Consider the following 22,843-nt stretch of genomic DNA (forward strand, 5'->3'; position numbering starts at 1 on the left):
TCGTGCTCGTCAGCCCCCGTCAGAACTCGAAGTCCCGTCAGGGCGCGAGCGACACTTTGAGCCGGTCCTTCGTGGTGCCGAGACCCTACATCCGGCGCTGCCTGGTCGTCGCGGAATTGGCACTCATCAATCGTCTGGCAGCCGATGTGCACTTCGAACGACGACGCCCTACGCGACCGGGAAGACAAGAGTGTCCACGAAAAGAGACCTCGGATGATCGTCTTTCGACGACAGATCGACCAATCAGTGCCAATAGCGCCGCGAACCGCCTTAACGGTGGTTTACCGTCATGTGTTGTTCACCTAGGCGCGGCCCGTGGCACTGTACTTCACGCACTCCCTCGCGGCTCGTCCAGGCGTTCTCTCGCGGAGATGCGGCCGTGCGCCACACCGCTGCCGACCGCCGCCTCCGGCCGGCCGATCGATCAGGAGATCTCGATGCGTGTCCCCTCTCGTCTCCCGCGCCGAGCTTCCGTCGCGTTGAGCATGCTCGCCGTCGGCGCGCTTCTCGCAGCGGGCGTCCCGTCGGCCTCCTACGCCCAGGACCGCGACTCGCTCTCGTCTGCGGACTCTCCGGACGACGCTCTCGATCCGAGTTCCGCGGAGGACGCGCCTCCTGCTGTGCCCGAAGGCCAGCGTGATGCGCTTCTCGGCCCGCCGGTAGTGTTCGCCGATCCGACGGTCGCGTTCGCTGGTAGGAATCTCTGCGTGGGAATCGCCACAGCCATAAATGGCCTGGTGTACGTCCAGTCGCCCGGGGACGATCCCATGGTGGGCGCACCACGTCCTGGAATAGACGCTCCTTTAGGCATCTCCCAGCAATCCGTCCACCCGAACAAGATCGGAACCACCCTGTACGCGGAGGTCATGCAGACAGCACTCAAGGGCGTGTACCGGTGAAGTTTGGGCTTCAGCATCCGGCGGGCGCGCAATCGAGTAACGCGCCATGTAACCCGCGGTCTCTTGTCTTAGCCGCGCTCGTCGTCATCGTCTCGCTCACGCTGACCGCCTGCATGCCGCCCGCGATCGAGGACTTCGTCTACAGCCGGGCAGCACACCGGGTACAGAGCGTCGGCGAATACCTCGGAAGGATCTTCGCCGAACAGAGCAATCTCCTAGCAATGAGCGAAAAGGTTCAAGGCGACACCGCATCGGAAGGGAGGCAGGCTCGGCTCTGGAACCCGAGCGAATCGAACAGCTTCTACGGCGGGAACTGGATAACCTCATTTCACCAAGGTCAGACAGCGACCGAAGTCTCGGCGGACGTTCTGATCACTATTCCTGGAAGCCGCTCCGGCGGCATCTTCTCCTCGGAGTCCGCCGACGTCCTCCTCTGCATCCGCTATCTCGGTGCGGTCGGCTCGGACGACGTGCACGCTGTCGACGCGGACTGCCCGGAGGGGGTCGAAGCGAACCTCCCCTCCTTCCAGCGGGTGAGCGTCGACCAGCTCACCGACTACGAAGTCGGAGAGTGAGCGACTGCCGGCGAGTGGGTCTCCCACGTCGCGGACGTTGCTGGGCCCCACGCGTCAGCGTCCGCACTCGCCGGACCGCCCCCGGTACTCGGGCGACTCGAGAACTTCCACCTCGCCGATCCTCGCGACGACACATTCCCCGTCCGTTAGGGCGTCGTTTCGGATCGTGGTCGTCCGCAACTCCAGACTGCGCTCCGAGCCCGGCTCCTCCTGACTCAGATCCACGAGGAGAAAGTCGGGCGGCCGACTGAGGACTCCGTGCAATGACACCCAGTTGCTCTGCGTCCCTCAAGAGAACAAGCACAGCCTTGCACACTCAGGTTTTCACAAATGCCCTCAATGGTGTTTATCAGTGATGCGAAAGGGACCACGCTCGATGAGAAGTAGAGTATCGCTTCGACGTAAGATTCACGGTGCGACTGCCGTCGGAGTTGTAACACTCTTGATCGCCGGCTGCGCTCCGACCGAGATCGACGACTTCGTCTTCGGCAGAGCAGCGCGCCGAGTCCATACCGTCGGTGAGTACCTCGGCGACGTTTTCACCGAAGGGAGCGACATCGCTGGCGTCGAGCTGCGACTCAGGCGCGAATCGGAAGCAGAGGTCCCCCGTGCCCGACCCTGGGACGAGACCGAACAGCACGTCGCGTGGGGCGGGAACTGGATCACCGGCGTCGACCAGGGCGCGTCGGAGACCCACGTCGTCGCTGACGCCCTGATCACCATCGCAGCTTCGTCGTCAGATGAGTTCTTCGGATCTGAGTCCGCCAGCATTTTCCTCTGCGTTCACTATCTCGGCGAGATCAACTCGAAGAGAGTGAGTGCCGTTGAGGGACGGTGTCCGGAGGGAGTCGAAGCGAAGCTCCCCTCCTTCCATCGGGTGACCGTCGACCAACTGGCCGACTACGAGGTCGACGAGTGAGTGACGGCCGGCGCGTGGGGCTCCCGCCACGCGGACGTTGCTGGGCGCACGCGTGTCAGCGTGTGCACTCGTCGGACGGCCCCCGGTACTCGGCGGACTCGAGGACTTCCACCTCGCCGAACCTCGCGACGACGCGATACCCGTCCGCCAGCGCGTCGTCGCGGATCGTGGTCGTCCGCAGCGCCAGCCCGCGCACCGACCCCGCAGCCTCCTGACTCAGGTCCAGGAGAAGGAAGTCCGGAACCCGGCGGAGAACACCGGGCAGCGACACCCGGTTGCTCCGCGTCAGCAGCGGCACGAGCCGGTCGTCGGCCGCGATGCACGTGCTCGCCGGCACCCTCTCGATCGCGGCGACCTGATCCCTTCGATGCGCCGTCCGTGACCACGTATCGCCGGTGACCATCCGCGCCAGCGGGAAGGCCTCGTCGTCGAGGCACACGATCGTCCCGATCACCGGCACGGCGAAGACGACCGCGCCGACGACCAGCGCCGACCGAGCTCTCCACTCGGAGGACGGAAGCCGCCGCAGGAGCCGTCCTCCCCCGTCGATCGCGCCCAGGACCAGCACGACCCAGACGGGCGCGTCGTAGTGGAACCCGCTCGTCCAGAGCGCGGGCCGGTCGGAGAGGAACCTCTCGGCCAGGAGCGGCAGCGCGAGCAGCGACACCGGCGAGAGCAGCGGAAGCAGGAGGAGGGGTGAGAGCAGCCCCAGAAGCGTCATCGTCTTCACGATCGGCGTGAAGAAGAGCCCGACCACCATCCACGGCCGATCGAGCATCGTCCGGACGACCTCGCCCCCGCTTGCTCCGAGCGCTCCGTAGTCCCAGTAGGCGTACCCGCGTCCGCCGATCGAAGGGATCACCACCCCGACGACGACCGCGAACGCCGCGGCCCCCGAACACGCCAGCAGCACCCCGACGATCCTCGGTCTCCTGGCCGCTCGCAGCAGGCCGAGGATCAGCACCACCGCCCCCATGTCCTCCCGGATCAGGAGGAGGACCGCCGACGCCGCGACGAGCTGTCGATCACTCCTGCTGTCGAAAGCGTCGACCGCCCAGGCGAGGACCGGCACCGCGAATGCGACCTCGTGGAAGTCGAAGTCGGCCAGCGACTGCAGCGGGCGGCCGAGGAGATAACCGACGGCCAGCAGGCAGCTCGCTCCCACTCCCACGCGCCGCCGCGCGACCCGCCAGACGAAGACGGAGGAACCGGCGATCAGCGCGGCCTGCGCCACGAGCAGCACCCGCGCGTCGTCCCAGATCCAGTACAGCGGAGCGAGGACGACGAGGATCGGATGGAAATGGTCGCCGAGCAGAGTGAAGTCGTCGCCTTTCAACGGCGAGAGCGGCGGACGGAACTGCGAGTACGCCCTCACCGCCTGGTCGAAGATGCCGAGGTCGTACCCCGCCGTGAGCAGCTGGTCGGCTCGGGAGATCGAGTAGACCGAGTAGACCCCGAACGCGAGGAGCGCGAGCGGGACGATCGGCGAGCGCAGCCACGCCAGACGCCCACCGCAGACCGGCCGACTCCCGCCGCGCCCCCTCCAGCGCATCCGCACCTCCGCCGACGGCGGACGGCGCACCGGTGACCGAGGACCACGCGCCGTCTCTGCGTTGAACGATAGACGAGCTTCCCTCAGCAAAGGGGACTGGCGCACGACGCCGCCTCACCGTGCCGGATGGAACGCGGCTGCCCGAGCGCTGCGGACTCAGCCGACGTGCCGGTGGAGAGGTCCCGACGAAGGATCGGACGCTACCCGCGGAGAGAAAAAGTTCTGGTGCCCCTGGAGGGACTCGAACCCCCAACCTGCTCCTTAGGACGGAGTCGCTCTTCCATTGAGCTACAGAGGCCGGTGCCGTCCAGTGTACCGATCGCCCGGTGCCGTCGCTCTTGACACGGCACGAGTCGCATGGTTGGTTAGTTACTGCACCAACTAACCAACGCGCCACGAAGCACCCAGACCGACGGAAGGAGCCCCATGGACGACTCCCGCCCGATCTTCCTGCAGATCGCCGAGCAGATCGAGAACGACATCATCGCGGGCGCGCTGCCCGAGGAGGACCAGGTCCCGTCGACGAACGAGTTCGCCGCGTTCCACCGCATCAACCCGGCCACGGCCGGCAAGGGCGTGAACCTGCTCGTCGACGAGGGCGTCCTGTACAAGAAGAGGGGGATCGGCATGTTCGTCGCCGAGGGAGCGCGCGACCACCTGGTCGAGAAGCGCCGCACGCAGTTCCGCGACCAGTTCGTCGCACCGCTCCTCGCGGAGGCCGCCAAGCTCGGCCTCACCCGCGAGCAGCTCACCGCCATGATCACCGACATCGAAGGAGGATCGCGATGAGCGCGGTCATCGAGGTCGCCGGCCTCAGCAAGCACTACGGCAGCATGCACGCCGTCTCCGACGTCAGCTTCACCCTCGAGGAGAACCGGATCCACGGCCTCCTCGGCCGCAACGGCGCCGGCAAGACCACTCTGATGTCGCTGCTCACCGGCCAGGAGTTCGCGAGCACCGGCAGCATCCGGGTCTTCGGCGAGACGCCCGTCGAGAACGCCGCCGTCCTCTCCCGCACCTGCTTCATCAAGGAGAGCCAGAAGTACCCGGAGGACTTCAAAGTCAAGCACGTCCTCCGCAGCGCCCGCTGGTTCTTCGAGGGCTGGGACGAGGAGTTCGCCCAGCAGCTCGTCGTCGACTTCCGCCTCCCGCTCGACCGCCGCGTCAAGAAGCTCAGCCGTGGTCAGCTCTCCGCGATCGGCGTCATCGTCGGCCTCGCCTCCCGCGCCCCGCTGACCTTCTTCGACGAGCCCTACCTCGGCCTCGACGCCGTCGCCCGGCAGCTCTTCTACGACCGCCTGCTCGCCGACTTCGCCGAGCACCCGCGCACCGTCCTCCTCTCCACCCACCTGATCGACGAGGTCAGCAGCCTCCTCGAGCACGTCCTCGTCATCGACGACGGCCGCCTCCTCGTCGACAGCGACACCGAGGAGCTCCGCGGGGCCGCCGCGACCGTCACCGGCAGCCGCGCCGCGGTCGACTCCTTCACCGAGGGCCGCGAGGTCCTCTCCCGCAGCGGAGTCGGCGGCCTCGCCACCGCGACGCTCCCCCACCTCGGCACCGCCGACCGCGACGAGGCCCGCCACCGCGGCCTCGAGCTCGAGCCCGTCTCGCTCCAGCAGCTCGTCGTCCAGCTGACCACCGGAAAGGCCGCCTCATGACCGCCCTCGCCCCGCAGCGCTCCGTCGCGCGCCACCGCCTGCTCAGCATCGTCCGCCTGCACCTCGCCAACCCGGCGACGCTGCTCGTCACCCCGCTCGCGATCCTCGGCGCGATCTTCGTCGGCAGCCTGATCATCTGGCTGCTCGTGCTGCGGATGGTCGGCGTCCCGGCCGCCGGCGGCGACTCCGGCGTGCAGATCACCGGCGGCACGACCTTCATCTTCATCTACATGCTGGTCGTCGCCGTCCAGGCCACCAACGTCACCTTCGCCCTCGCGCTGGGCTACGGCTCGACCCGCCGCGACTACTCCCTCGGCACGGCGCTGACCTTCGTGGGCCTGTCCGCCGCCTGGACCGTCCTGTACTCCACGATGTCCGCGCTCGAGCAGGCGACGAACGGCTGGGGGCTCGGCGGCTACATGTTCCGCGCCGCCGCCTACAGCGATGTCTCCTGGCTCGCCCAGACCTTCGCGGTCTTCAGCCTCTTCCTGTTCTTCTTCTTCGCCGGCTCGGCCGTCGCCGCGGTCTACGTCCGCTGGCGGGCCACGGGGATGACCGTCTTCTTCCTCGCCCTCGCCGCGCTGATCGTCGGCCTGATCGCCCTGTTCACCCTCACCGAGAGCTGGGACTCCGTATGGCTCGCCTTCGAGGCGATCGGCTTCACGGGCGTCTTCGCAGTGCTGCTCGTCCCGACGGTCCTGTCCGCGGTCCTCGGCGCCCTGATCCTGGGCCGAGCCACCCCGCGCGGCTGATCCGGCCGCACAACATCAGCTGAGAGAGGGGGGCGTTCGCTGAGGAGCGATGCCCTCCCTTCTCAGCTGATGTTCTGCGGCGAGCAGTCCCGTCCGGACGGCGCCCCGCCACCCGCAAGGCCCTTCCGTCCCGCGCGCTCGCCTGGAAGCGTTGCAGCATGGCCGCATCCCTCACCTCCCCCGCCGCTCAGCACGTCTGGACCGCCAGGGACGACAGTCCGCTCGACCCCGCCACCCTCGACACCATCGACGCCTGGTGGCGCGCCGCGAACTACCTCGCGGTCGGCCAGATCTACCTCCTCGCCAATCCGCTGCTGCGCGAGCCCCTCTCGAGGGAGCACATCAAGCCGCGCCTGCTCGGCCACTGGGGCACGACCCCCGGCCTCAATCTGATCTACGCGCACCTCAACCGCGCGATCACGGAGCGGCAGCAGCCGACGCTCTACATCACCGGCCCCGGCCACGGCGGACCGGGCATGGTCGCCAACGCCTACCTCGACGGCACCTACAGCGAGATCTACTCGCACATCGACGAGACCGAGGAGGGCCTGCGCCGCCTCTTCCGCCAGTTCAGCTTCCCCGGCGGCATCCCGAGCCACGCGGCCCCGGAGACCCCCGGCAGCATCCACGAGGGCGGCGAGCTCGGCTACTCGCTCAGCCACGCCTACGGCGCCGCCTTCGACAACCCGGACCTGCTGGTCGCCGCCGTGGTCGGCGACGGCGAGGCCGAGACCGGCCCGCTCGCCACCAGCTGGCACTCGAACAAGTTCGTGAACCCTGCGACCGACGGCGTCGTCCTGCCGATCCTGCACCTCAACGGCTTCAAGATCGCCAACCCGACGGTCCTCGCCCGCATCCCGCACGAGGAGCTCGAGAGCCTGATGCGCGGCTACGGCCACGAGCCGTTCACCGTCGAGGGCGGCTTCGACGGCGAGGACCCGATGCGGGTGCACGAGCGCTTCGCCGCGGTCCTCGACACCGTGCTCGACCGCATCGCCGCGATCAAGGCGCGCGCCGCTGAGGGCGACCTCGCCCGCCCGGCCTGGCCGATGATCATCCTGAAGACCCCGAAGGGCTGGACCTGCCCCGCCGAGATCGACGGCGTGCAGGTCGAGGGCACCTACCGCGCCCACCAGGTCCCGCTCGCCAACGCCCGCGACACCGAGGCGCACACCCGCCTGCTCGAGACCTGGATGCGGTCCTACCGCCCCGAGGAACTGTTCACCGAGGAGGGCGGCATCGCCGAGCGCGTCCGCTCGCTCGCCCCCGAGGGCGACCTCCGGATGAGCGCGACGCCGCACGCCAACGGCGGCCTGCTCCGCCAGACCCTCCGGCTGCCCGACTTCCGCCGCTACGAGGTCGTCGTGCACGAGCCGGGCGGCACCATCGCCGAGGCGACGAAGGTGCTCGGCGAGTGGCTCGCCGACGTGATCCGCGAGAACCCGACGAACTTCCGGATCTTCGGCCCCGACGAGGTCGCGAGCAACCGCCTCCAGAGCGTCTACGCCGCGACCGACAAGCAGTGGAACGCCGAGCTCAGCCCGCTCGACGACCACCTCGCCCGCGCGGGCCGGGTGATGGAGGTGCTCTCCGAGCACCAGTGCCAGGGCTGGCTCGAGGGCTACCTGCTCACCGGCCGCCACGGGCTCTTCACCTGCTACGAGGCCTTCATCCACATCATCGACTCGATGTTCAACCAGCACGCGAAGTGGCTCGACGGCACCCGCGACATCGAGTGGCGCCGCCCGATCGCGAGCCTCAACTACCTGCTCTCCAGCCACGTCTGGCGCCAGGACCACAACGGCTTCAGCCACCAGGACCCGGGCTTCATCGACCACGTGGTCAACAAGAAGCCGGAGGTGGTGCGCGTCTACCTGCCGTTCGACGCCAACACGCTGCTCTCGGTCTACGACCACTGCCTCCGCAGCGTCGACTACGTCAACGTCGTCGTCGCCGGCAAGCAGCCCTCCCCCGCCTGGCTCACCATGGCGGAGGCGATCACGCACTGCACCCGCGGCCTCGGCATCCTGGAGTGGGCGAGCAGCGAGCGCCGCGGCGCGTCACCGGACGTGGTGATGGCCTGCGCCGGCGACGTGCCGACCCTCGAGACCCTCGCGGCCGTCAGCATCCTCCGCGAGGCGCTGCCCGACCTCGCGATCCGCACCGTCAACGTCGTCGACCTGATGCGGCTGATGTCCGAGTCCGAGCACCCGCACGGGCTCTCCGACCGCGAGTTCGACGCGATCTTCACGCCCGACCGCCCGGTGATCTTCGCGTACCACGGCTACCCGTGGCTGATCCACCGCCTGACCTACAAGCGCACCGGTCACGGCAACCTGCACGTCCGCGGCTACAAGGAGAACGGCACCACCACCACGCCGTTCGACATGGTGATGCTCAACGACCTCGACCGCTACTCGCTGGTGATGGACGTCATCGACCGCACTCCGGGCCTCGGCGCCACCGCCGCGGGCCTCCGCCAGGAGATGCAGGACGCCCGGATCCGCGCCCGCGCCTACACCCGCGAGCACGGCGAGGACATCCCCGAGGTCGCGAACTGGACCTGGTCCGGCTCCCGCTCCGGCAACGCCTCCGAGGCCACCGGCGGCGACAACGAGTAGCCCCACCCCCGCCCCCGCTCCCGCTCCCCGCGAGATGCCCCGTGTGCCCGCGACACGCCGGGTCGGGCGGGCCCACGTGGCATCTCGCGGCGGGGGTCAGGCGGCTGCCGCCGTCAGGTAGTCGTCCCACTCGGGCTGGGTGCGCTCGGCACCGCGCACGAGCCAGGAGCCGGCGCGCGGCATCCGCGGCACCGAGCGCAGCTGCCAGCCCATCTCGAGCGGCGTCCGGTCGCTCTTGACGTTGTTGCAGCGGTGGCAGCAGGCGACCAGGTTCTCCCAGGAGTCGCGGCCGCCCCGCGACTTCGGCTGGATGTGGTCGATCGTGTTGGCGTGCTGCCCGCAGTAGCCGCAGCGGTGGTTGTCGCGCCGCAGCACCCCGCGGCGCGAGACCGGCACGCTGCGCGAGCTCGGAATGCGGACGTAGCGCGTCAGCACGATCACGGAGGGCCGGACGTAGTCGCCGGTCGCACCGTGCACCGGGTGCTCCTCGTCGGCGACGATGATCATCGCCTTCTCGGTCATCAGCAGCACCAGCGCCCGCTTGAACGACACCACCGCGAGCGGCTCGTAGCCGGCGTTGAGGACGAGTGTGCGCATCAGTGACCTCCGTGCTGTCGCACGCCGCCGCGAGGAGCCGCCGCGACCACGCGAAAGGGCGCCGTCGTCATGACGGCGCCCTTCGAGGCCGCGGCGCAGAGCCGCACGGTGACGTGGTGCCGTATCCGAGTGTCGGCGGAGCAGACCGCGGCGAGGAGGATCCCCGCTCGGATCGAGTCGGTGCGCCGGACGCGCGAACGCAGCCCCACGCAGTGGTGCCCGTTCCGCTCGGCCATTCCGGCACTCCGTCCCTCGACGAATCCATCCGCTCGCCACGCGGGCGGACTGAGGTTCAGATTAACCCTTCACGGCCGGAACGCCAGTGGATCACGGCTTTTCGTCATCCGCATTTCACACACGCGCCGGCGGGACGGGGGCCCGGGACGCGGAAGAGCCCGCCCCTGGATCGGGACGGGCTCTCGGCGAGCGGATGCGGGAGCGTCAGCCGGAGATGCGGACGATCGTGTAGTCGGTCGTCCAGATCGGCTGCACGCGGACGCTCGCACCGGCGTACGGCGCGTGCAGGATGTTGCCGTTGCCCGCGTAGAAGCCGTCGTGACCGGGCATGATCACCAGGTCGCCGGGCTGCGCCTCCGACACCGGGATCTGCGTGCCCATGGCCGCCTGACCCGCAGCCGAGTGCGGCATCGAGATGCCGTACTGCGCGAAGACGTACATGACGAGACCGGAGCAGTCGAAGCCGCTCGGGTCCGCGCCGCCGAAGACGTAGGGCACGCCCTGGTACTGCAGCGCCGTGTTGAAGACCGCCGAGAGGCTGTAGCTCGTGCTCGGCGCGCTCGCCGCGAGCTCGCTGGCCGAGGCGCCCTCGTAGGAGTTGAAGCTCTCCGCGGTCTCGGCGCGGGCCTCGGCGACGTCGGTGGTGTCGACGACGGGCTCGACCACCGGCTCCGGCTCGGGCGGCGGGGGCGGCGGCGCGGCCTCGGCGGTGAAGCCGTCGCGCGCGATCGCGGCCTGAACCACTCCCCCTGCGACGGCGACGGTCTGCGCATCGCCCTGGCGCAGAAGGTCGGCCTGCGAGGCGGCGAAGAGCCCGTCGTTCTCGGTGCCGGGCGAGAAGGCGTAGGCGGGGAGCGCCATCGTGGCGACGAGCGCACCGGCGAATCCGACGATGGCGACCTTGCCGATCGTGCGGCCGCGGCTGCGCCGGCGGGGCGAGCCCGCGGGCGTCGGGACGAAGTCGGTGACATCGGCCTGGCGCGACGGCGCCGTCGGCACGGCACGACGGGCGACGGGCGCCTCGTCGGTGTAGCGGGCACGGATGACCGGCGGCCGGTTCTCGAAGGAGGAGGCGTTGCGGGGACTGTCCGGGTGGGTGGAGCGGAACCGGTCGGGGGAACCGGCGGGGCTGGCGGGGTTCTGGGGCAAGGGGGAGGACCTCCGACGTCCCGTCAGCCCAGGCAGCTGTCCCGTCTCACGCGCGCGAAGCATCGGCGTTCACGGAGCCCGAGACGGGAAGGGACGTCGGACTCCGCGCCTCACGACCGGGGTTCGGGCGCAGGGCTCCACAGAGCGTAAGCGACCGTTACCGATTTGTCACCAACCGGAGACGAGATCGTGTCCCGCTCCGACCCTCCGATGCGCTAGTACGCGTGGAGCGGACGTTCAGCTGACGAGGAAGATGTGCGCAGCGACCTCGTTGGGGAGCTCGATGCCCGCCTCCGCGCCGTCGATGCGCACGAGCACGTAGCCGTTGAGCGCCGAGAACTCGCCCTCGGCGCCGGGAACCACGCCGGCCTGCTTGAGCTGGAGCAGCAGCTCCGGGTCGACCTGCGCGGGCTCGCCCAGCCGGCGCACGACGCCGCGCTGCGGCTCGGCCGAGCCGGCGACGAAGCGGGGGATGCTGATGACGCCGTCCGCGAAGCGCGACGCGGGCGTGTCGCCCAGCTCGTCGAGCCCCGGGATCGGGTTGCCGTACGGCGACTCGGTGGGGTGGTCGAGCATCTCGAGGAGGCGGCGCTCCACCTGCTCGCTCATCACGTGCTCCCAGCGGCAGGCCTCCTCGTGCACGTACTCCCAGTCGAGCTTGATGACGTCGTGGAGGAGCCGCTCGGCCAGGCGGTGCTTGCGCATGACGTGGATCGCCTTGCGGCGCCCGTCGCCGGTGAGCTCGAGGTGGCGGTCGCCGGAGACGACGACGAGGCCGTCGCGCTCCATCCGGCCGACGGTCTGCGAGACGGTGGGGCCCGAGTGGCTGAGCCGCTCGGAGATGCGTGCCCGGAGGGGGACGATGTTCTCCTCCTCCAGCTCCAGGATGGTGCGCAGGTACATCTCGGTCGTGTCGATCAGATCCGTCATCTCAGCCTTCCGGTCTCAGCGCGCACAACCTTACTGGGCACCGTGTCCCGTCATCGGCGACGGGGCAGGGCGCAGGGCCTCCGATGGTCGAAGGCGGGGCGGGCCGGGAACCCTAGTATTAACGCATGCCGGACGTCACCATTCCTCGCGAGCTCCTCCCCCACGACGGGCGGTTCGGCTGCGGCCCGTCCAAGGTGCGGCACGACCAGCTCGCGCACCTCGCGACGCAGGGCGCGCACCTCCTCGGCACCTCGCACCGGCAGGCCCCGGTGAAGAACCTGGTCGGCTCCGTGCGCGAGCACCTCGCGACGCTCTTCCGGATCCCGGAGGGCTACGAGGTCCTGCTCGGCAACGGCGGTTCCACCGCCTTCTGGGACGCCGCGGCCTTCTCGCTGATCGACCGCCGCGCCGAGAACCTCACCTTCGGCGAGTTCGGCCAGAAGTTCGCCAAGGCGGCGTCGGCGCCGTTCCTCGAGCCCGCGCACGTCGTCTCGGCCCCGGCCGGCTCGCGCAGCGAGGTCGAGATCGTCGAGGGCGTGGACGTCTACGCCTGGCCGCACAACGAGACCTCCACCGGAGTTATGGCGCCGGTCCGGCGCGTGCACGGCGACGAGGGCGCGCTCACGGTGATCGACGCGACCAGCGCCGCGGGCGGGATCGACTTCGACGCCGCGGAGGCCGACGTCTACTACTTCGCCCCGCAGAAGAACTTCGCGTCCGACGGCGGGCTCTGGTTCGGCCTCTTCTCCCCCGCAGCGATCGAGCGGATCGAGCGGATCGCGGCGAGCGGGCGCTACATCCCGGAGTTCCTCAGCCTGCAGAACGCGGTCGACAACTCCCGCCTGAACCAGACGCTGAACACCCCCGCCCTCTCCACGCTGCTGCTGATGGAGTCGCAGCTCCAGTGGATGAATGAGAGCGGCGGGCTGGCCTGGGCCTCGGCGCGCACCCTCGAATCCTCGGCGGCGATCTACGACTGGGCCGAGGCCTCGCCGATCGCGACCCCCTTCGTCGAGGTGCCCGAGCACCGCTCGCAGGTCGTCGCCACGGTCGACTTCGACGCCTCGGTCGACGCGGCGCTGATCGCGAAGATCCTGCGTGCCAACGGCATCGTCGACACCGAGCCCTACCGCAAGCTCGGCCGCAACCAGCTGCGCGTGGCGACCTTCGTCGCGATCGAGCCGGACGACGTCCGCTCGCTGCTGAACTGCATCGACTACGTCGTCGAGCGCCTCGCCGACTGATCGACCGGGCGGATCGGGGAGGCGCGGGATGAGGCTCTGGCTCCGTCCTGACGAGCGCCGCCCCGCTCCCCCGCCCTACGCCTCGGACGACGCGACGGCGCTCCTCGCGGGCTGCGTCGTCTGGCTGCTCGCCCTGATCGGCGTGCTGATCGCCGCGGCGGCGGGCGCGTCGGTGCCGCCGCTCGTCCTGTCGACCGTCGTGATCGGCCTCGTCCTCGGAACGATCGGCCTCTTCTACAGCCGCAACCGCCGCTGACGCACAGCGTCCGTCAGAGATCGAGGGGTCGTCTCGTCAGCACCGGGCCGAGCGAGGGCTTCCCCCGCTCGGCCGAGTCCCGTCAGCGGCGGCGGCGCCGACGTCCGCGGCCGCTGCCGCCGCGTCGTCCGTCGGCCGAAGCGCCGGTCGTGTCGTCGGCGACGACGACCTCGCCGTCTGCGTCGTCGTCATCGGAGTCGTCGTCTTCGTCCGAGTCGTCCTCGTCCGAGTCGTCCTCGTCGTCGGCCTCGTCCGAGTCGTCCTCGTCATCGGCGTCGTCCGAGACGTCGTCGTCGTCCGCCTCGTCGTCGTCGTCGAGGATCTCGTCCTCGTCCGCTTCCGGGTCGCCGTCGACGACGGTGTCGTCGTCGTACTCGTCGTCCTCGGTCTCGTCGCGCTCACCGCTGGCGTCCTGTACCGCTCGGTAGTCCGCGAGCCGGACCGACCACGGCACCCAGTCGGGCGCGAGCACGGAGCCCTCGCCCGGCAGCAGCTCGACCTCGAGGACGTTGACGTCCTCGGACTCGTCGATCCGGGACAGCGTCGCCGTCCAGAGCCAGCCCGGGTATCCGCGCATCAGGTTCGTGAACTGCAGCGAGACCACGTGCTCGCCCTGGGCGAGCGTCGCGACCAGATCGCCGATCGTGTCCGCGGTCGTGATGTCCAGGAGCGCCTCACGCGCTCGGTCCTCGGAGCCGGCGAGCACGACGTCGAGCTCGTAGACGGGCTCGGGCTCCCGCTCTGCGGCGTCCGCCGCAGGCCCGGACTCCGCAGCCGTTCCAGCCTCGGAATCCGCATCGTCGTCGTCCGACTCGTCGTCCTCGTCGATCTCGTCGCTCCAGACGGTCACCGCCCCGGAGTTCGACGGCGTGGAGCCCTGCTCGGCCCCTGCGGGGTCGCCGGCCGGCGCGTCCGCGACGGCGCCGTCCTGGGCGGCGGGCTCCTCGACGGTGCCGTACTGGAAGAGGACGTCGTCCGCAGCACCCCGCGCGGGAGCCGTCTGCTCGGGCTCGGGAGCCGGAGCGTCGTTCCGGGGCGAGAGGTCGCCGGTCGTCTCGTCGGCGTCAGGCATCCAGCTCGTCCGCAACCCGGCGCAGCAGCGTCGCGATCGTGCGCCCGTGCGCCTTGTCGGGGTAGCGGCCGCGCTTGAGGCCCGTGCCGATCCCGTCGAGCAGCTTGACCGTGTCCTCGACGATGACCGACATGTCGTCGGCGGACTTGCGGTTGAGCTTGACCATGCTGGGAGGCGTGTCGATGATCCGGGCCGAGAGGGCCTGCGCACCGCGCTTGCCGTCGGCGATGCCGAACTCGAGGCGGGTGCCGGCCTTGACCGCGGTCCCGGAGGGCAGCGCGGAAGCGTGCAGGAAGACCTCCTGGCCGTCATCAGTGCTGATGAAGCCGAAGCCCTTCTCCTCGTCGTAGAACTTGACCTTGCCGGTAGGCATGCGGAACCCCTCCTGGAAATGAAGCAGCCATCAGTTTAGAGGACGGCGCTCGCCCTATCCTTGACGGGTGAAGCCACAGCAGCCTGCGGGCATCGGACGCGCGGAGCGCACCCTCGCCTACATGTTCGTCGCGATCATCGTCGTGACGGTGCTCGCGTTCATCGCCGTCCTGGTCGCGCCGATGATGGGCGTCCGCGACTACACCGGGGGCCTCTGGCAGTTCGTCCTCGCGCTGCCGCTGGTCGGCCTGCCGATCGCCTTCCTGATGATGATCGCGATGCTCGTGGTCGGCATCCGCCGCCGCCGCGCCTCCTAGCGCGCACCTCTCCGGCGGCACCGAGCGCGCAGCGAGCGGCCGGTCACGCGACTCCCAGACTTCACCCAGGCCACGCGCAGATACTGTCCGCATGGACGGACCCCGCATTCTCATCGTCGACGACGAGCCCAACATCCGCGACCTGCTCACCACGAGCCTCCGCTTCGCCGGCTTCGCCGTGCGCGCGGTCGGCAACGGTGCCCAGGCCATCTCCGCAGTCCTCGAGGAGGAGCCGGACCTCATCATCCTCGACGTGATGCTGCCGGACATGAACGGCTTCGGCGTCACCAAGCGCCTGCGCTCGGCCGGCTACACCTCGCCGATCCTCTTCCTCACGGCGAAGGACGACACCGAGGACAAGATCACCGGCCTCACCGTCGGCGGCGACGACTACGTCACCAAGCCGTTCAGCCTCGACGAGATCGTCGCGCGCATCAAGGCGATCCTCCGCCGCACCATGCACGCCGAGGAGGACGCGGTCATCCGCGCCGGCGAGCTCACGATGGACCAGGACACCCACGAGGTCCTCGTCGGCGACGAGCCCGTCGAGCTCAGCCCGACCGAGTTCAAGCTGCTGCGCTACCTGATGCTCAACCCGAACCGGGTGCTCAGCAAGGCGCAGATCCTCGACCACGTCTGGGAGTACGACTTCAACGGCGATGCCGGCATCGTCGAGTCCTACATCTCCTATCTGCGACGTAAGCTCGACACGCATTCGGAGGAATCGCTCATCCAGACCAAGCGAGGATTCGGATACATGCTGAAGGTCGCGAAGGTCTGACCTCCGCCGCCCCGGCGCCGGCCCCGTGAGGGGGCGGGCGCCCGCACGACTTCGAGGGAGTTCCACCGCCATGCACCAGGGTCTGGCCGAGCGGTGGAACTCCATCTCGTTGCGCACCAAGATCACCGCCGTCACCGTCCTCCTGCTGACGCTCGGCCTGCTGGTCTCCGGCATCGGCACGATGACCATGCTGAAGCCGCAGCTGGTCGCTCAGCTCGACGCGCAACTGGCCGACAAGGTGCAGAAGGTCGCGACCGACCTCTCCGCGCAGGGGGTCTCGCAGTTCTCCGAGTCGGACGACTACTACGGCGCCGTGTACGACTCCTCCGGTGCTCTCGTCTACTCGAACGTCGCGCAGGGCACCGATCCCGCCTTCCCGTCGACCTACACGATCGAGGACGCTCTGAGCGCCTCCAGTGAGCCGAAGACGCTGATGAGCGTCAACGACCGGATCGAGTACCACGCGGTCTCGACGGTCTACTCGCGCGGGAACGACTACCAGACGCTGCTGCTCGCCACGTCGACGCGCGACATCGACAACATCATGACGATCTACCTGACGATCTTCCTCGGGTTCGGCGTCGCGATCGTGGTCATCGGCGCGATGCTGACGCGACTGCTCGTGACCACCACGTTCGCACCGCTGCGGCAGGTCGAGCAGACCGCCGCCGCCATCGCCGACGGCGACTTCAGCCAGCGGCTCGACGGCACCACGCCCAACACCGAGGTCGGCCGTCTCAACCGCTCGCTCAACGCGATGCTCGTCCGCATCGACAGCGCGTTCCGCGACCGTGCGCGCACGATCGACCAGATGCGCCGCTTCGTCGGCGACGCGAGCCACGAGCTGCGCACCCCCCTCGTCTCCGTGCGCGGCTACGCCGAGCTCTACCGGATGGGGGCGCTGCAGACCCCCGAGGCCGTCGGTCAGGCGATGGAGCGCATCGAGAAGGAGGCGATCCGGATGGGCGGACTCGTCGAGGACCTCCTCGAGCTCGCCCGCCTCGACGAGACCAAGCCGCTCGCGCTCTCCCCCGTCGACCTGATGCCGCTCGCCCGCGACGCGGCGATGGACGCGATGGCCTCCTGGCCGGACCGCGACTTCGGCGTCGAGACCCGCGACGACACCCCCGTCGAGACCCCCGCGCTCGAGATGGACGAGCCGTCCGGCACGGCGACGCAGACCATGGAGGTCCCCGCCGCCGGCCTCACCGGACCGATCGCCGCGGCCGGTGCGCGTCTGGCGCGCTTCCGCCGCCGCCCGCGCCGTGTGCCGGCCGAGGATCTCGCCGCCGGCACCGCGCCCGCGCCCGAGCAGGTCGGCGTCCCGGCGCTCGTGATGGCGGAGGAGAACAAGATCCGCCAGGTGCTCACCAACCTGATCGGCAACGCCGTCCGCTACACGCCCGAGGACACTCCGATCGAGGTCGGCGTCGCCGTCGACCGCGCCCGGCGCCTCGCGTTCCTCGAGGTCATCGACCACGGCGAGGGGATCCCGCCGCAGATCCGGGAGAAGATCTTCCAGCGCTTCTGGCGCGCCGACACCTCGCGCACCCGCGAGACCGGCGGCAGCGGCCTGGGGCTGGCGATCGTCTCCTCCATCGTCGCCGCGCACAAGGGCCGCGTCGACGTCGTCGAGACCCCGGGCGGCGGGGCCACCTTCCGCGTCGCGCTGCCTCTCCTCACCGTCGACCCGAACGGCGAATCCTCCCCAGCTTCGGTCTGACGGCCCACGCGGCCGCCGCAACGGGCCGTAGGTTCTCTCGCACGCGCCGACCGGCGCGGACGAAGCGAGAGGACCTGCAGTGACCCACTTCCAGACCGACATCGACGCGATCAGCACCGCGAGCGGATCGATGCACGGCTACGCGGACCGCATCCGCGCCGAGGTCGCCGGCCTCCTCGGCCTGCTGACCAGCCTCGAGGGCTCGTGGACGGGACAGGCGTCGACCGCCTTCCAGGGGGTGGTCGGCCTCTGGCGGACCACCCAGGGACAGGTCGACGAGGGCCTGGAGTCGATCGCGCTCGCGCTCGGCACCGCGGGCCAGCAGTACGCCGAGACCGAGGAGGCCAACGCGCGGCTGTTCGCCTTCTGACCCGGCCGGCGACGATCCCGGCCCGCCGGCGGGCCACGGCCGGGATCGTCCTCAGGTCGCCTGCGAGAGGCTCGCCGATGCCACCGGTGCCACGTCGTCGCCGGCATCGCCCCGGAAACGCCGAAGGCGGCTCCCCCGGAGGGGAACCGCCTTCTGCGTCGTGCGGGTCGGACTAGAAGTCCATGCCACCCGTGGGGTCTCCGCCTGCGGCGACGGGGTTCCGCTCGGGCTTGTCGGCGACGACGGCCTCCGTGGTGAGGAACAGACCGGCGATCGAGGCGGCGTTCTGCAGAGCGGAGCGCGTGACCTTGACCGGGTCGATGATGCCGGCGGCGATCAGGTCGACGTACTCGCCGGTTGCGGCGTTGAGGCCCCAACCGGTCTGCAGCTCGCGGACCTTGGCGGCGACGACACCGGGCTCGAGGCCCGCGTTCAGCGCGATCTGCTTGAGCGGGGCGTCGATGGCGACGCGGACGATGTTCGCTCCGGTCGCCTCGTCTCCGACGAGCTCGAGCTTCTCGAAGGCCAGCTTGCCGGCCTGGATGAGGGCGACGCCACCACCGGCGACGATGCCCTCCTCGACGGCGGCCTTCGCGTTGCGAACGGCGTCCTCGATGCGGTGCTTGCGCTCCTTGAGCTCGACCTCGGTCGCGGCTCCGGCCTTGATGACCGCGACACCACCGGCGAGCTTCGCGAGGCGCTCCTGGAGCTTCTCGCGGTCGTAGTCGCTGTCGGTGTTCTCGATCTCGCCGCGGATCTGCGCGACGCGGCCGGCGATGGCCTCGGCGTCGCCGGCACCCTCGACGATCGTGGTCTCGTCCTTGGTGATGACGACCTTGCGGGCCGAGCCGAGCAGGTCGAGGGTGACGTTCTCGAGCTTGAGGCCGACCTCCTCGGAGATGACCTGGCCGCCGGTGAGGATCGCGATGTCCTGGAGCTGCGCCTTGCGACGGTCGCCGAAGCCGGGGGCCTTGACGGCGACCGACTTGAAGATGCCGCGGATCTTGTTGACGACCAGGGTCGCCAGCGCCTCGCCGTCGACGTCCTCGGCGATGATCAGCAGCTGCTTGCCCGCCTGGATCACCTTGTCGACGACGGGGAGGAGGTCCTTGATGTTCGAGACCTTGGAGTTGACGATCAGGATGTACGGGTCCTCGAACACGGCCTCCTGGCGGTCGGGGTCCGTGACGAAGTACTGCGACAGGTAGCCCTTGTCGAAGCGCATGCCCTCGGTCAGCTCGAGCTCGGTGCCGAAGGTGTTCGACTCCTCGACGGTGACGACGCCCTCCTTGCCGACCTTGTCGATCGCCTCGGCGATGATCGCGCCGATCTCGGGGTCCGCGGCGGAGATGGAGGCCGTGGCCGCGATCTCCTCCTTGGTCTCGATCGCCTTCGCGCCGGCGACGAGCTCGGCGGTGACGGCCTTGACGGCCTTCTCGATGCCCTTCTTCAGGCTGATCGGGTCGGCGCCGGCTGCGACGTTGCGCAGGCCCTCGCGGACGAGCGCCTGGGCGAGGACGGTCGCGGTGGTGGTTCCGTCGCCGGCGACGTCGTCGGTCTTCTTGGCGACCTCCTTGACGAGCTCGGCGCCGATCTTCTCGTACGGCTCGTCGAGCTCGATCTCCTTGGCGATCGAGACGCCGTCGTTCGTGATGGTGGGGGCGCCCCACTTCTTCTCGAGCACGACGTTGCGGCCGCGCGGGCCGAGGGTCACCTTGACCGCATCGGCCAGGGTGTTGAGTCCACGCTCGAGGCCGCGGCGGGCTTCTTCGTCAAAAGCAATGATCTTGGCCATGTGTGTTCTTCGTCCCTCCCGGACGTCAGGGGAATTCCGTCGTTGGCACTCGACTGGAGCGAGTGCCAACAGCGATTCTGGCACTCACCCGGGAGGAGTGCAAGTGACGCCGGCGCCTGGCGCAACGCGAGGAGCCGCCGCCCGCACGAGGCGGACGACGGCTCCAGGCAGGGCGGGGGCCTCAGACCACGCGCACCGATTCGGCCTGCGGGCCCTTGGACCCGGTGCCGACCTCGAACGCGACGTGCTGGCCCTCTTCGAGGACCTTGTATCCCGACATGTCGATGGCGGAGTAGTGGACGAACACGTCCTGTCCGCCGCCGTCGACCGTGATGAAGCCGTAGCCCTTCTCAGAGTTGAACCACTTGACGGTTCCGTTCGCCATCTCTCACTCCCAAAGTGCTGTGCTGCCTGCGACACGAGCGATGCGCAGGTGCCTGATTCGGAAGCATAAGCCAGCGTTTCGGCCCGGAATGGGGCGGAAAGCGCCCGTGGGAAAGAGTTGTCCGGGATTCAACATGAATTAAACGTGCCGGAAACAGAACACCCCCGGCGGGCGGCTCGGCGGCCGCGTTCCGGGGGTGCTCGCGAGGCTGCGGCTACGGCGCCGGGTAGTCCGAGCCGAGCACGACGACGACCGCGCCCGTCTCGACGAAGTCGGCGGTCAGGACGGTCGTCCCGACCCCGAGCGACTGGACGACGCCGAGCGCCGCACCCTCGAGAGCCGCGTCGGTGTAGTAGACGGTGGTGGCCGTCTCGTCCTCGGTGTTCGCGTTCGCGACCGTGGGCACGCTCCAGCCCGCTGCGGCCAGCGCGTCCCCGGCGTTCGCGGCGAGACCCTCCGTCGCCGTCCCGTTCAGGACCGCGAGCGCGAGGCTCGGGTCGACCGTCGGCGTCACCGCCGGAGTCGCCTCCGTCTCGGCGATCCCGGTGGGAGCGGTGAAGACGTCGTTGAACTGCACCCGGTTGTCGATCACGAGCAGTCCGATGAAGCCGAGCAGCACGATCACTCCGGTGGCGAGCGCCGCCCAGGCCAGGGAGACGGCCCGGGCGTGCGGAGCGGGCGGCCGACGGTGGGCGCCGACGCGTCCCTCGGTGGCCGGGATCTCGTCGAAGCGGTCCTTCGGAGCGGTGGTGGTCATCGTCGGTACGGCCGGCCTTCCGTTCGTGGGCCCGAGCAGCTCGTCTACTCGGGGCGCCCGAGGCGGCGCGCGGCGCGAGCGCCGGCGCGCCCGTCGCGGATGCGCTGCAGCCGCTTGACGAGCATCGGGTCGTGCGCGAGGGCGGCCGGTGAGGCCAGCACCGCGCTGAGCACCTGATAGTAGCGGGCGACCGAGAGGCCGAACCGCTCGCGGATCGCGTCGTCCTTGTCCCCGGAGCGGGCCGTCCACTCGCCCTCGAACTCGAGGACGCGGCGGTCCCGCTCGGACAGGCCGGCGCCCGTCGTGCGCTCGAAGTCCGTGGTGCCGCTCATCCCTCCACAGTAGGCAGGGCCGCGCCCGGGGCCCGTGAGGCGCTCCGGTGCATGCCGATGTGGGCGATGCCCGCCTCGTCGAACTCGTCGCCGAACGCCTCGAAGCCCGACCGCGCGTACAGACCGGCGACGTACGTCTGCGCGTGGAGGAGGAGCGGCTCGTCCCCGTGCCGGTCGACCACGGCGCGGACGAGGCGATGGGCGAGCCCCTCGCCCCGGCGGTCGGCGCGGGTCACCACCCGCCCGACGACCCGATGGGCGTCGCGGTGCTCGGGCTGCTGGTCCCAGAGCGTGCGGAGATAGGCGGCGACGCCGCGCTCGTCCGCGATCCACCAGTGCCGCGTCGTCGGCTCCAGGTCGCGGCCGTCGAGCTCCTCGTCGTCGACCCGCTGCTCGCGGAGGAAGACGTCGGTCCGCAGCCGCGCGACGCCGTAGACCTCCTCGGTCGTGAGTTCGCTCCACGCCTTCGAGATCACGGAATTCAGCTGCACGGCGGAGAGTTTACGAGAGCAGAGGGGAGGATCCTCCCCCGTACACTGACCAGGATTCCTAGGGAGACCCATGTCGTCGTATTCCGTCAACAAGACCGACGCCGAGTGGCGCGAGGAGCTCGACCGCGAGCAGTACTCCGTGCTGCGGCAGGCCGCCACCGAGCGCCCGTGGACCGGCGAGCTGCTCGACGAGCACCGCGAGGGGCTCTACACCTGTGCGGCGTGCCACGCCGAGCTGTTCAAGAGCGGCACCAAGTTCGACTCCGGCTGCGGCTGGCCGAGCTTCTACGAGTCCATCCGCCCCGACGCGGTGGAGCTCATCGAGGACAGCACCCTCGGCATGGTCCGCACCGAGGTCCGCTGCGCCAACTGCGGCTCGCACCTGGGCCACGTCTTCCCCGACGGCTTCGGCACGCCGACCGGAGACCGGTACTGCATGAACTCGATCGCGATGAACTTCACGACCGAGGGCGAGTGACCGTGTCCGCGACTCCCGTGCTCGAGGCCGTCCTGGCCCGACGCTCCCGCTCGAAGGTGACCGCGGAGGCGCCGGGGCACGAGGAGATCGCGGCGTACGTCTCGGCCGCCTCGCGGCTCGCGGACCACAGCTCGCTCCGGCCCTGGCGGGTCATCGAGATCCGCGGGGCGGCGCGCGACCGCGTCGGGCGCAGCTTCGCGGCCGCGTCCGGAGAGAAGAAGGACGCGCGCAAGCACGTCGAGAAGACGCACCGCGCCTCCCTCCTCCTCGCGGTCGTCGTCAGCGTGAAGAAGTCCAAGGTGCCGGCCTGGGAGCAGGAGGCCGTCGCCTCGGGCGTCGCGCACCTGCTCAGCCTGCTGCTCGACGAGGCGGGCTGGGGCGTCTTCTGGCGCACCGGCTCGTACACGCGGGCGAAGGCGGTGCGGAAGGCGCACCGCCTCGAGAAGGGCGAGGAGCTCCTCGGCTGGCTCTACGTCGGCCGGCCCGACGGCAAGATCGGCGGGCCGAAGCGGCCGACGCCGGCCGAGCGGCATCTGAGCATCCTCGAGCCGTGATCCCCCTGCGCGGGCCGGAGCCGG

The 22,843-nt window shown here is 69.8% G+C and carries 26 protein-coding genes and 1 tRNA gene; 15 read left to right on the forward strand and 12 right to left on the reverse strand.

Annotated features, from left to right (window positions below):
- Positions 1–485: 485 nt before the first annotated feature.
- The 3 genes from HQQ86_RS04025 (at position 486) to HQQ86_RS04035 (ending at position 2,393) form a co-directional block, all read left to right on the forward strand.
- A complete protein-coding gene (locus HQQ86_RS04025; RefSeq protein WP_173286656.1) occupies positions 486–899 on the forward strand; it encodes a hypothetical protein in 414 nt (137 codons plus the stop codon).
- 113 nt (positions 900–1,012) lie between these two features.
- Positions 1,013–1,474, forward strand: a complete 462-nt coding sequence (locus tag HQQ86_RS04030) for a hypothetical protein (protein ID WP_173286658.1) — start codon at positions 1,013–1,015, stop codon at positions 1,472–1,474.
- A 442-nt stretch (positions 1,475–1,916) separates the two neighbouring features.
- Positions 1,917–2,393 carry a hypothetical protein gene (locus HQQ86_RS04035; RefSeq protein WP_173286660.1) on the forward strand — a complete coding sequence of 159 codons (477 nt, stop codon included), beginning with the start codon at positions 1,917–1,919 and terminating at the stop codon, positions 2,391–2,393.
- Between the two features lie 55 nt (positions 2,394–2,448).
- Here HQQ86_RS04035 and HQQ86_RS04040 read toward each other — a convergent pair whose 3' ends face one another.
- Positions 2,449–3,945, reverse strand: coding sequence for a DUF2079 domain-containing protein (locus HQQ86_RS04040; RefSeq protein ID WP_173286662.1), 1,497 nt, complete (start codon positions 3,943–3,945; stop codon positions 2,449–2,451).
- 223 nt (positions 3,946–4,168) lie between these two features.
- Positions 4,169–4,243: transfer RNA gene (locus HQQ86_RS04045), tRNA-Arg, on the reverse strand.
- A 128-nt stretch (positions 4,244–4,371) separates the two neighbouring features.
- Here HQQ86_RS04045 and HQQ86_RS04050 point away from each other — a divergent pair.
- The 4 genes from HQQ86_RS04050 to HQQ86_RS04065 all read left to right on the forward strand — a co-directional run bounded on the left by HQQ86_RS04050 (position 4,372) and on the right by HQQ86_RS04065 (position 8,979).
- Positions 4,372–4,734 (forward strand): GntR family transcriptional regulator, encoded by a 363-nt coding sequence (locus tag HQQ86_RS04050; protein WP_173286664.1) that lies wholly within the window; start codon positions 4,372–4,374, stop codon positions 4,732–4,734.
- A complete protein-coding gene (locus HQQ86_RS04055; protein WP_173286666.1) occupies positions 4,731–5,606 on the forward strand; it encodes an ABC transporter ATP-binding protein in 876 nt (291 codons plus the stop codon). Before HQQ86_RS04050 ends, HQQ86_RS04055 begins: the two co-directional genes overlap by 4 nt.
- A complete protein-coding gene (locus HQQ86_RS04060; RefSeq protein WP_173286667.1) occupies positions 5,603–6,358 on the forward strand; it encodes an ABC transporter permease in 756 nt (251 codons plus the stop codon). The genes HQQ86_RS04055 and HQQ86_RS04060 overlap by 4 nt, the downstream gene beginning before the upstream one ends.
- A 158-nt stretch (positions 6,359–6,516) precedes the next feature.
- Positions 6,517–8,979, forward strand: coding sequence for a phosphoketolase (locus HQQ86_RS04065; protein ID WP_173286669.1), 2,463 nt, complete (start codon positions 6,517–6,519; stop codon positions 8,977–8,979).
- 96 nt (positions 8,980–9,075) lie between these two features.
- Here the strand turns inward: HQQ86_RS04065 and HQQ86_RS04070 are convergent, their stop codons facing one another.
- From HQQ86_RS04070 to HQQ86_RS04080, 3 genes are all read right to left on the reverse strand, one after another.
- Positions 9,076–9,576: an HNH endonuclease gene (locus HQQ86_RS04070; RefSeq protein WP_173286671.1), complete on the reverse strand. Its 501-nt coding sequence runs from the start codon at positions 9,574–9,576 to the stop codon at positions 9,076–9,078.
- Between the two features lie 441 nt (positions 9,577–10,017).
- Positions 10,018–10,962: a C40 family peptidase gene (locus HQQ86_RS04075; protein ID WP_254071778.1), complete on the reverse strand. Its 945-nt coding sequence runs from the start codon at positions 10,960–10,962 to the stop codon at positions 10,018–10,020.
- A gap of 237 nt (positions 10,963–11,199) precedes the next feature.
- Positions 11,200–11,892, reverse strand: coding sequence for a metal-dependent transcriptional regulator (locus tag HQQ86_RS04080; RefSeq protein ID WP_173286673.1), 693 nt, complete (start codon positions 11,890–11,892; stop codon positions 11,200–11,202).
- 125 nt (positions 11,893–12,017) lie between these two features.
- Here HQQ86_RS04080 and serC point away from each other — a divergent pair, with 125 nt between their 5' ends.
- Both serC and HQQ86_RS04090 read left to right on the forward strand, forming a co-directional pair.
- Positions 12,018–13,136 carry a phosphoserine transaminase gene (gene serC, locus HQQ86_RS04085; RefSeq protein WP_173286675.1) on the forward strand — a complete coding sequence of 373 codons (1,119 nt, stop codon included), beginning with the start codon at positions 12,018–12,020 and terminating at the stop codon, positions 13,134–13,136.
- A 28-nt stretch (positions 13,137–13,164) separates the two neighbouring features.
- Complete coding sequence (locus tag HQQ86_RS04090) at positions 13,165–13,392, forward strand: DUF2530 domain-containing protein (RefSeq protein WP_173286677.1); 228 nt, start codon at positions 13,165–13,167, stop codon at positions 13,390–13,392.
- An 82-nt stretch (positions 13,393–13,474) separates the two neighbouring features.
- On the opposite strand, the gene HQQ86_RS04095 is transcribed toward HQQ86_RS04090, so the two are convergent.
- Positions 13,475–14,464: a DUF3027 domain-containing protein gene (locus tag HQQ86_RS04095; protein WP_173286679.1), complete on the reverse strand. Its 990-nt coding sequence runs from the start codon at positions 14,462–14,464 to the stop codon at positions 13,475–13,477.
- Positions 14,457–14,837 carry a cold-shock protein gene (locus HQQ86_RS04100; RefSeq protein ID WP_160087822.1) on the reverse strand — a complete coding sequence of 127 codons (381 nt, stop codon included), beginning with the start codon at positions 14,835–14,837 and terminating at the stop codon, positions 14,457–14,459. The genes HQQ86_RS04095 and HQQ86_RS04100 overlap by 8 nt, the downstream gene beginning before the upstream one ends.
- 67 nt (positions 14,838–14,904) lie before the next feature.
- Between HQQ86_RS04100 and HQQ86_RS04105 the strand changes: the two genes are divergently transcribed.
- From HQQ86_RS04105 to HQQ86_RS04120, 4 genes are all read left to right on the forward strand, one after another.
- Positions 14,905–15,153 (forward strand): hypothetical protein, encoded by a 249-nt coding sequence (locus HQQ86_RS04105; protein WP_320526730.1) that lies wholly within the window; start codon positions 14,905–14,907, stop codon positions 15,151–15,153.
- Between the two features lie 91 nt (positions 15,154–15,244).
- Entirely contained in the window at positions 15,245–15,934 is a 690-nt protein-coding gene (locus HQQ86_RS04110; RefSeq protein WP_085475163.1) for a response regulator transcription factor, read from the forward strand.
- Between the two features lie 70 nt (positions 15,935–16,004).
- Complete coding sequence (locus HQQ86_RS04115; RefSeq protein WP_173286681.1) at positions 16,005–17,657, forward strand: cell wall metabolism sensor histidine kinase WalK; 1,653 nt, start codon at positions 16,005–16,007, stop codon at positions 17,655–17,657.
- 79 nt (positions 17,658–17,736) lie between these two features.
- Positions 17,737–18,027 (forward strand): WXG100 family type VII secretion target, encoded by a 291-nt coding sequence (locus HQQ86_RS04120; RefSeq protein ID WP_173286683.1) that lies wholly within the window; start codon positions 17,737–17,739, stop codon positions 18,025–18,027.
- Between the two features lie 172 nt (positions 18,028–18,199).
- Here HQQ86_RS04120 and groL read toward each other — a convergent pair whose 3' ends face one another.
- The 5 genes from groL to HQQ86_RS04145 form a co-directional block, all read right to left on the reverse strand.
- Complete coding sequence (groL, locus tag HQQ86_RS04125; protein ID WP_123702372.1) at positions 18,200–19,822, reverse strand: chaperonin GroEL; 1,623 nt, start codon at positions 19,820–19,822, stop codon at positions 18,200–18,202.
- A gap of 181 nt (positions 19,823–20,003) precedes the next feature.
- Positions 20,004–20,207, reverse strand: a complete 204-nt coding sequence (locus tag HQQ86_RS04130; RefSeq protein ID WP_123445168.1) for a cold-shock protein — start codon at positions 20,205–20,207, stop codon at positions 20,004–20,006.
- A 214-nt stretch (positions 20,208–20,421) separates the two neighbouring features.
- On the reverse strand, positions 20,422–20,964 hold the full coding sequence (locus HQQ86_RS04135; RefSeq protein ID WP_173286686.1) for a LytR C-terminal domain-containing protein: 543 nt from the start codon (positions 20,962–20,964) through the stop codon (positions 20,422–20,424).
- Between the two features lie 44 nt (positions 20,965–21,008).
- A complete protein-coding gene (locus HQQ86_RS04140; RefSeq protein WP_173286688.1) occupies positions 21,009–21,296 on the reverse strand; it encodes a DUF3263 domain-containing protein in 288 nt (95 codons plus the stop codon).
- Positions 21,293–21,787, reverse strand: coding sequence for a GNAT family N-acetyltransferase (locus HQQ86_RS04145; protein ID WP_367948542.1), 495 nt, complete (start codon positions 21,785–21,787; stop codon positions 21,293–21,295). Before HQQ86_RS04145 ends, HQQ86_RS04140 begins: the two co-directional genes overlap by 4 nt.
- A 70-nt stretch (positions 21,788–21,857) precedes the next feature.
- Between HQQ86_RS04145 and msrB the strand changes: the two genes are divergently transcribed.
- Positions 21,858–22,265: a peptide-methionine (R)-S-oxide reductase MsrB gene (msrB, locus tag HQQ86_RS04150; RefSeq protein WP_173286690.1), complete on the forward strand. Its 408-nt coding sequence runs from the start codon at positions 21,858–21,860 to the stop codon at positions 22,263–22,265.
- A complete protein-coding gene (locus HQQ86_RS04155) occupies positions 22,262–22,819 on the forward strand; it encodes a nitroreductase family protein (RefSeq protein ID WP_173286692.1) in 558 nt (185 codons plus the stop codon). The genes msrB and HQQ86_RS04155 overlap by 4 nt, the downstream gene beginning before the upstream one ends.
- Positions 22,820–22,843: the final 24 nt, after the last annotated feature.

The sequence above is a fragment of the Rathayibacter sp. VKM Ac-2857 genome, from assembly GCF_013205025.1.
In the GTDB taxonomy this organism is placed as follows: Bacteria; Actinomycetota; Actinomycetes; order Actinomycetales; family Microbacteriaceae; genus Rathayibacter.

Coding starts and splice junctions, on each gene's coding strand:
- HQQ86_RS04025 (WP_173286656.1), top strand. CDS start 486: ATGCTCGCCGTCGGCGCGCTTCTCGCAGCGGGCGTCCCGTCGGCCTCC.
- HQQ86_RS04030 (WP_173286658.1), top strand. CDS start 1,013: ATGCCGCCCGCGATCGAGGACTTCGTCTACAGCCGGGCAGCACACCGG.
- HQQ86_RS04040 (WP_173286662.1), bottom strand. CDS start 3,945: ATGCGCTGGAGGGGGCGCGGCGGGAGTCGGCCGGTCTGCGGTGGGCGT.
- HQQ86_RS04050 (WP_173286664.1), top strand. CDS start 4,372: ATGGACGACTCCCGCCCGATCTTCCTGCAGATCGCCGAGCAGATCGAG.
- HQQ86_RS04055 (WP_173286666.1), top strand. CDS start 4,731: ATGAGCGCGGTCATCGAGGTCGCCGGCCTCAGCAAGCACTACGGCAGC.
- HQQ86_RS04060 (WP_173286667.1), top strand. CDS start 5,603: ATGACCGCCCTCGCCCCGCAGCGCTCCGTCGCGCGCCACCGCCTGCTC.
- HQQ86_RS04065 (WP_173286669.1), top strand. CDS start 6,517: ATGGCCGCATCCCTCACCTCCCCCGCCGCTCAGCACGTCTGGACCGCC.
- HQQ86_RS04070 (WP_173286671.1), bottom strand. CDS start 9,576: ATGCGCACACTCGTCCTCAACGCCGGCTACGAGCCGCTCGCGGTGGTG.
- HQQ86_RS04080 (WP_173286673.1), bottom strand. CDS start 11,892: ATGACGGATCTGATCGACACGACCGAGATGTACCTGCGCACCATCCTG.
- serC (WP_173286675.1), top strand. CDS start 12,018: ATGCCGGACGTCACCATTCCTCGCGAGCTCCTCCCCCACGACGGGCGG.
- HQQ86_RS04090 (WP_173286677.1), top strand. CDS start 13,165: ATGAGGCTCTGGCTCCGTCCTGACGAGCGCCGCCCCGCTCCCCCGCCC.
- HQQ86_RS04095 (WP_173286679.1), bottom strand. CDS start 14,464: ATGCCTGACGCCGACGAGACGACCGGCGACCTCTCGCCCCGGAACGAC.
- HQQ86_RS04100 (WP_160087822.1), bottom strand. CDS start 14,837: ATGCCTACCGGCAAGGTCAAGTTCTACGACGAGGAGAAGGGCTTCGGC.
- HQQ86_RS04110 (WP_085475163.1), top strand. CDS start 15,245: ATGGACGGACCCCGCATTCTCATCGTCGACGACGAGCCCAACATCCGC.
- HQQ86_RS04115 (WP_173286681.1), top strand. CDS start 16,005: ATGCACCAGGGTCTGGCCGAGCGGTGGAACTCCATCTCGTTGCGCACC.
- groL (WP_123702372.1), bottom strand. CDS start 19,822: ATGGCCAAGATCATTGCTTTTGACGAAGAAGCCCGCCGCGGCCTCGAG.
- HQQ86_RS04130 (WP_123445168.1), bottom strand. CDS start 20,207: ATGGCGAACGGAACCGTCAAGTGGTTCAACTCTGAGAAGGGCTACGGC.
- HQQ86_RS04135 (WP_173286686.1), bottom strand. CDS start 20,964: ATGACCACCACCGCTCCGAAGGACCGCTTCGACGAGATCCCGGCCACC.
- HQQ86_RS04140 (WP_173286688.1), bottom strand. CDS start 21,296: ATGAGCGGCACCACGGACTTCGAGCGCACGACGGGCGCCGGCCTGTCC.
- msrB (WP_173286690.1), top strand. CDS start 21,858: ATGTCGTCGTATTCCGTCAACAAGACCGACGCCGAGTGGCGCGAGGAG.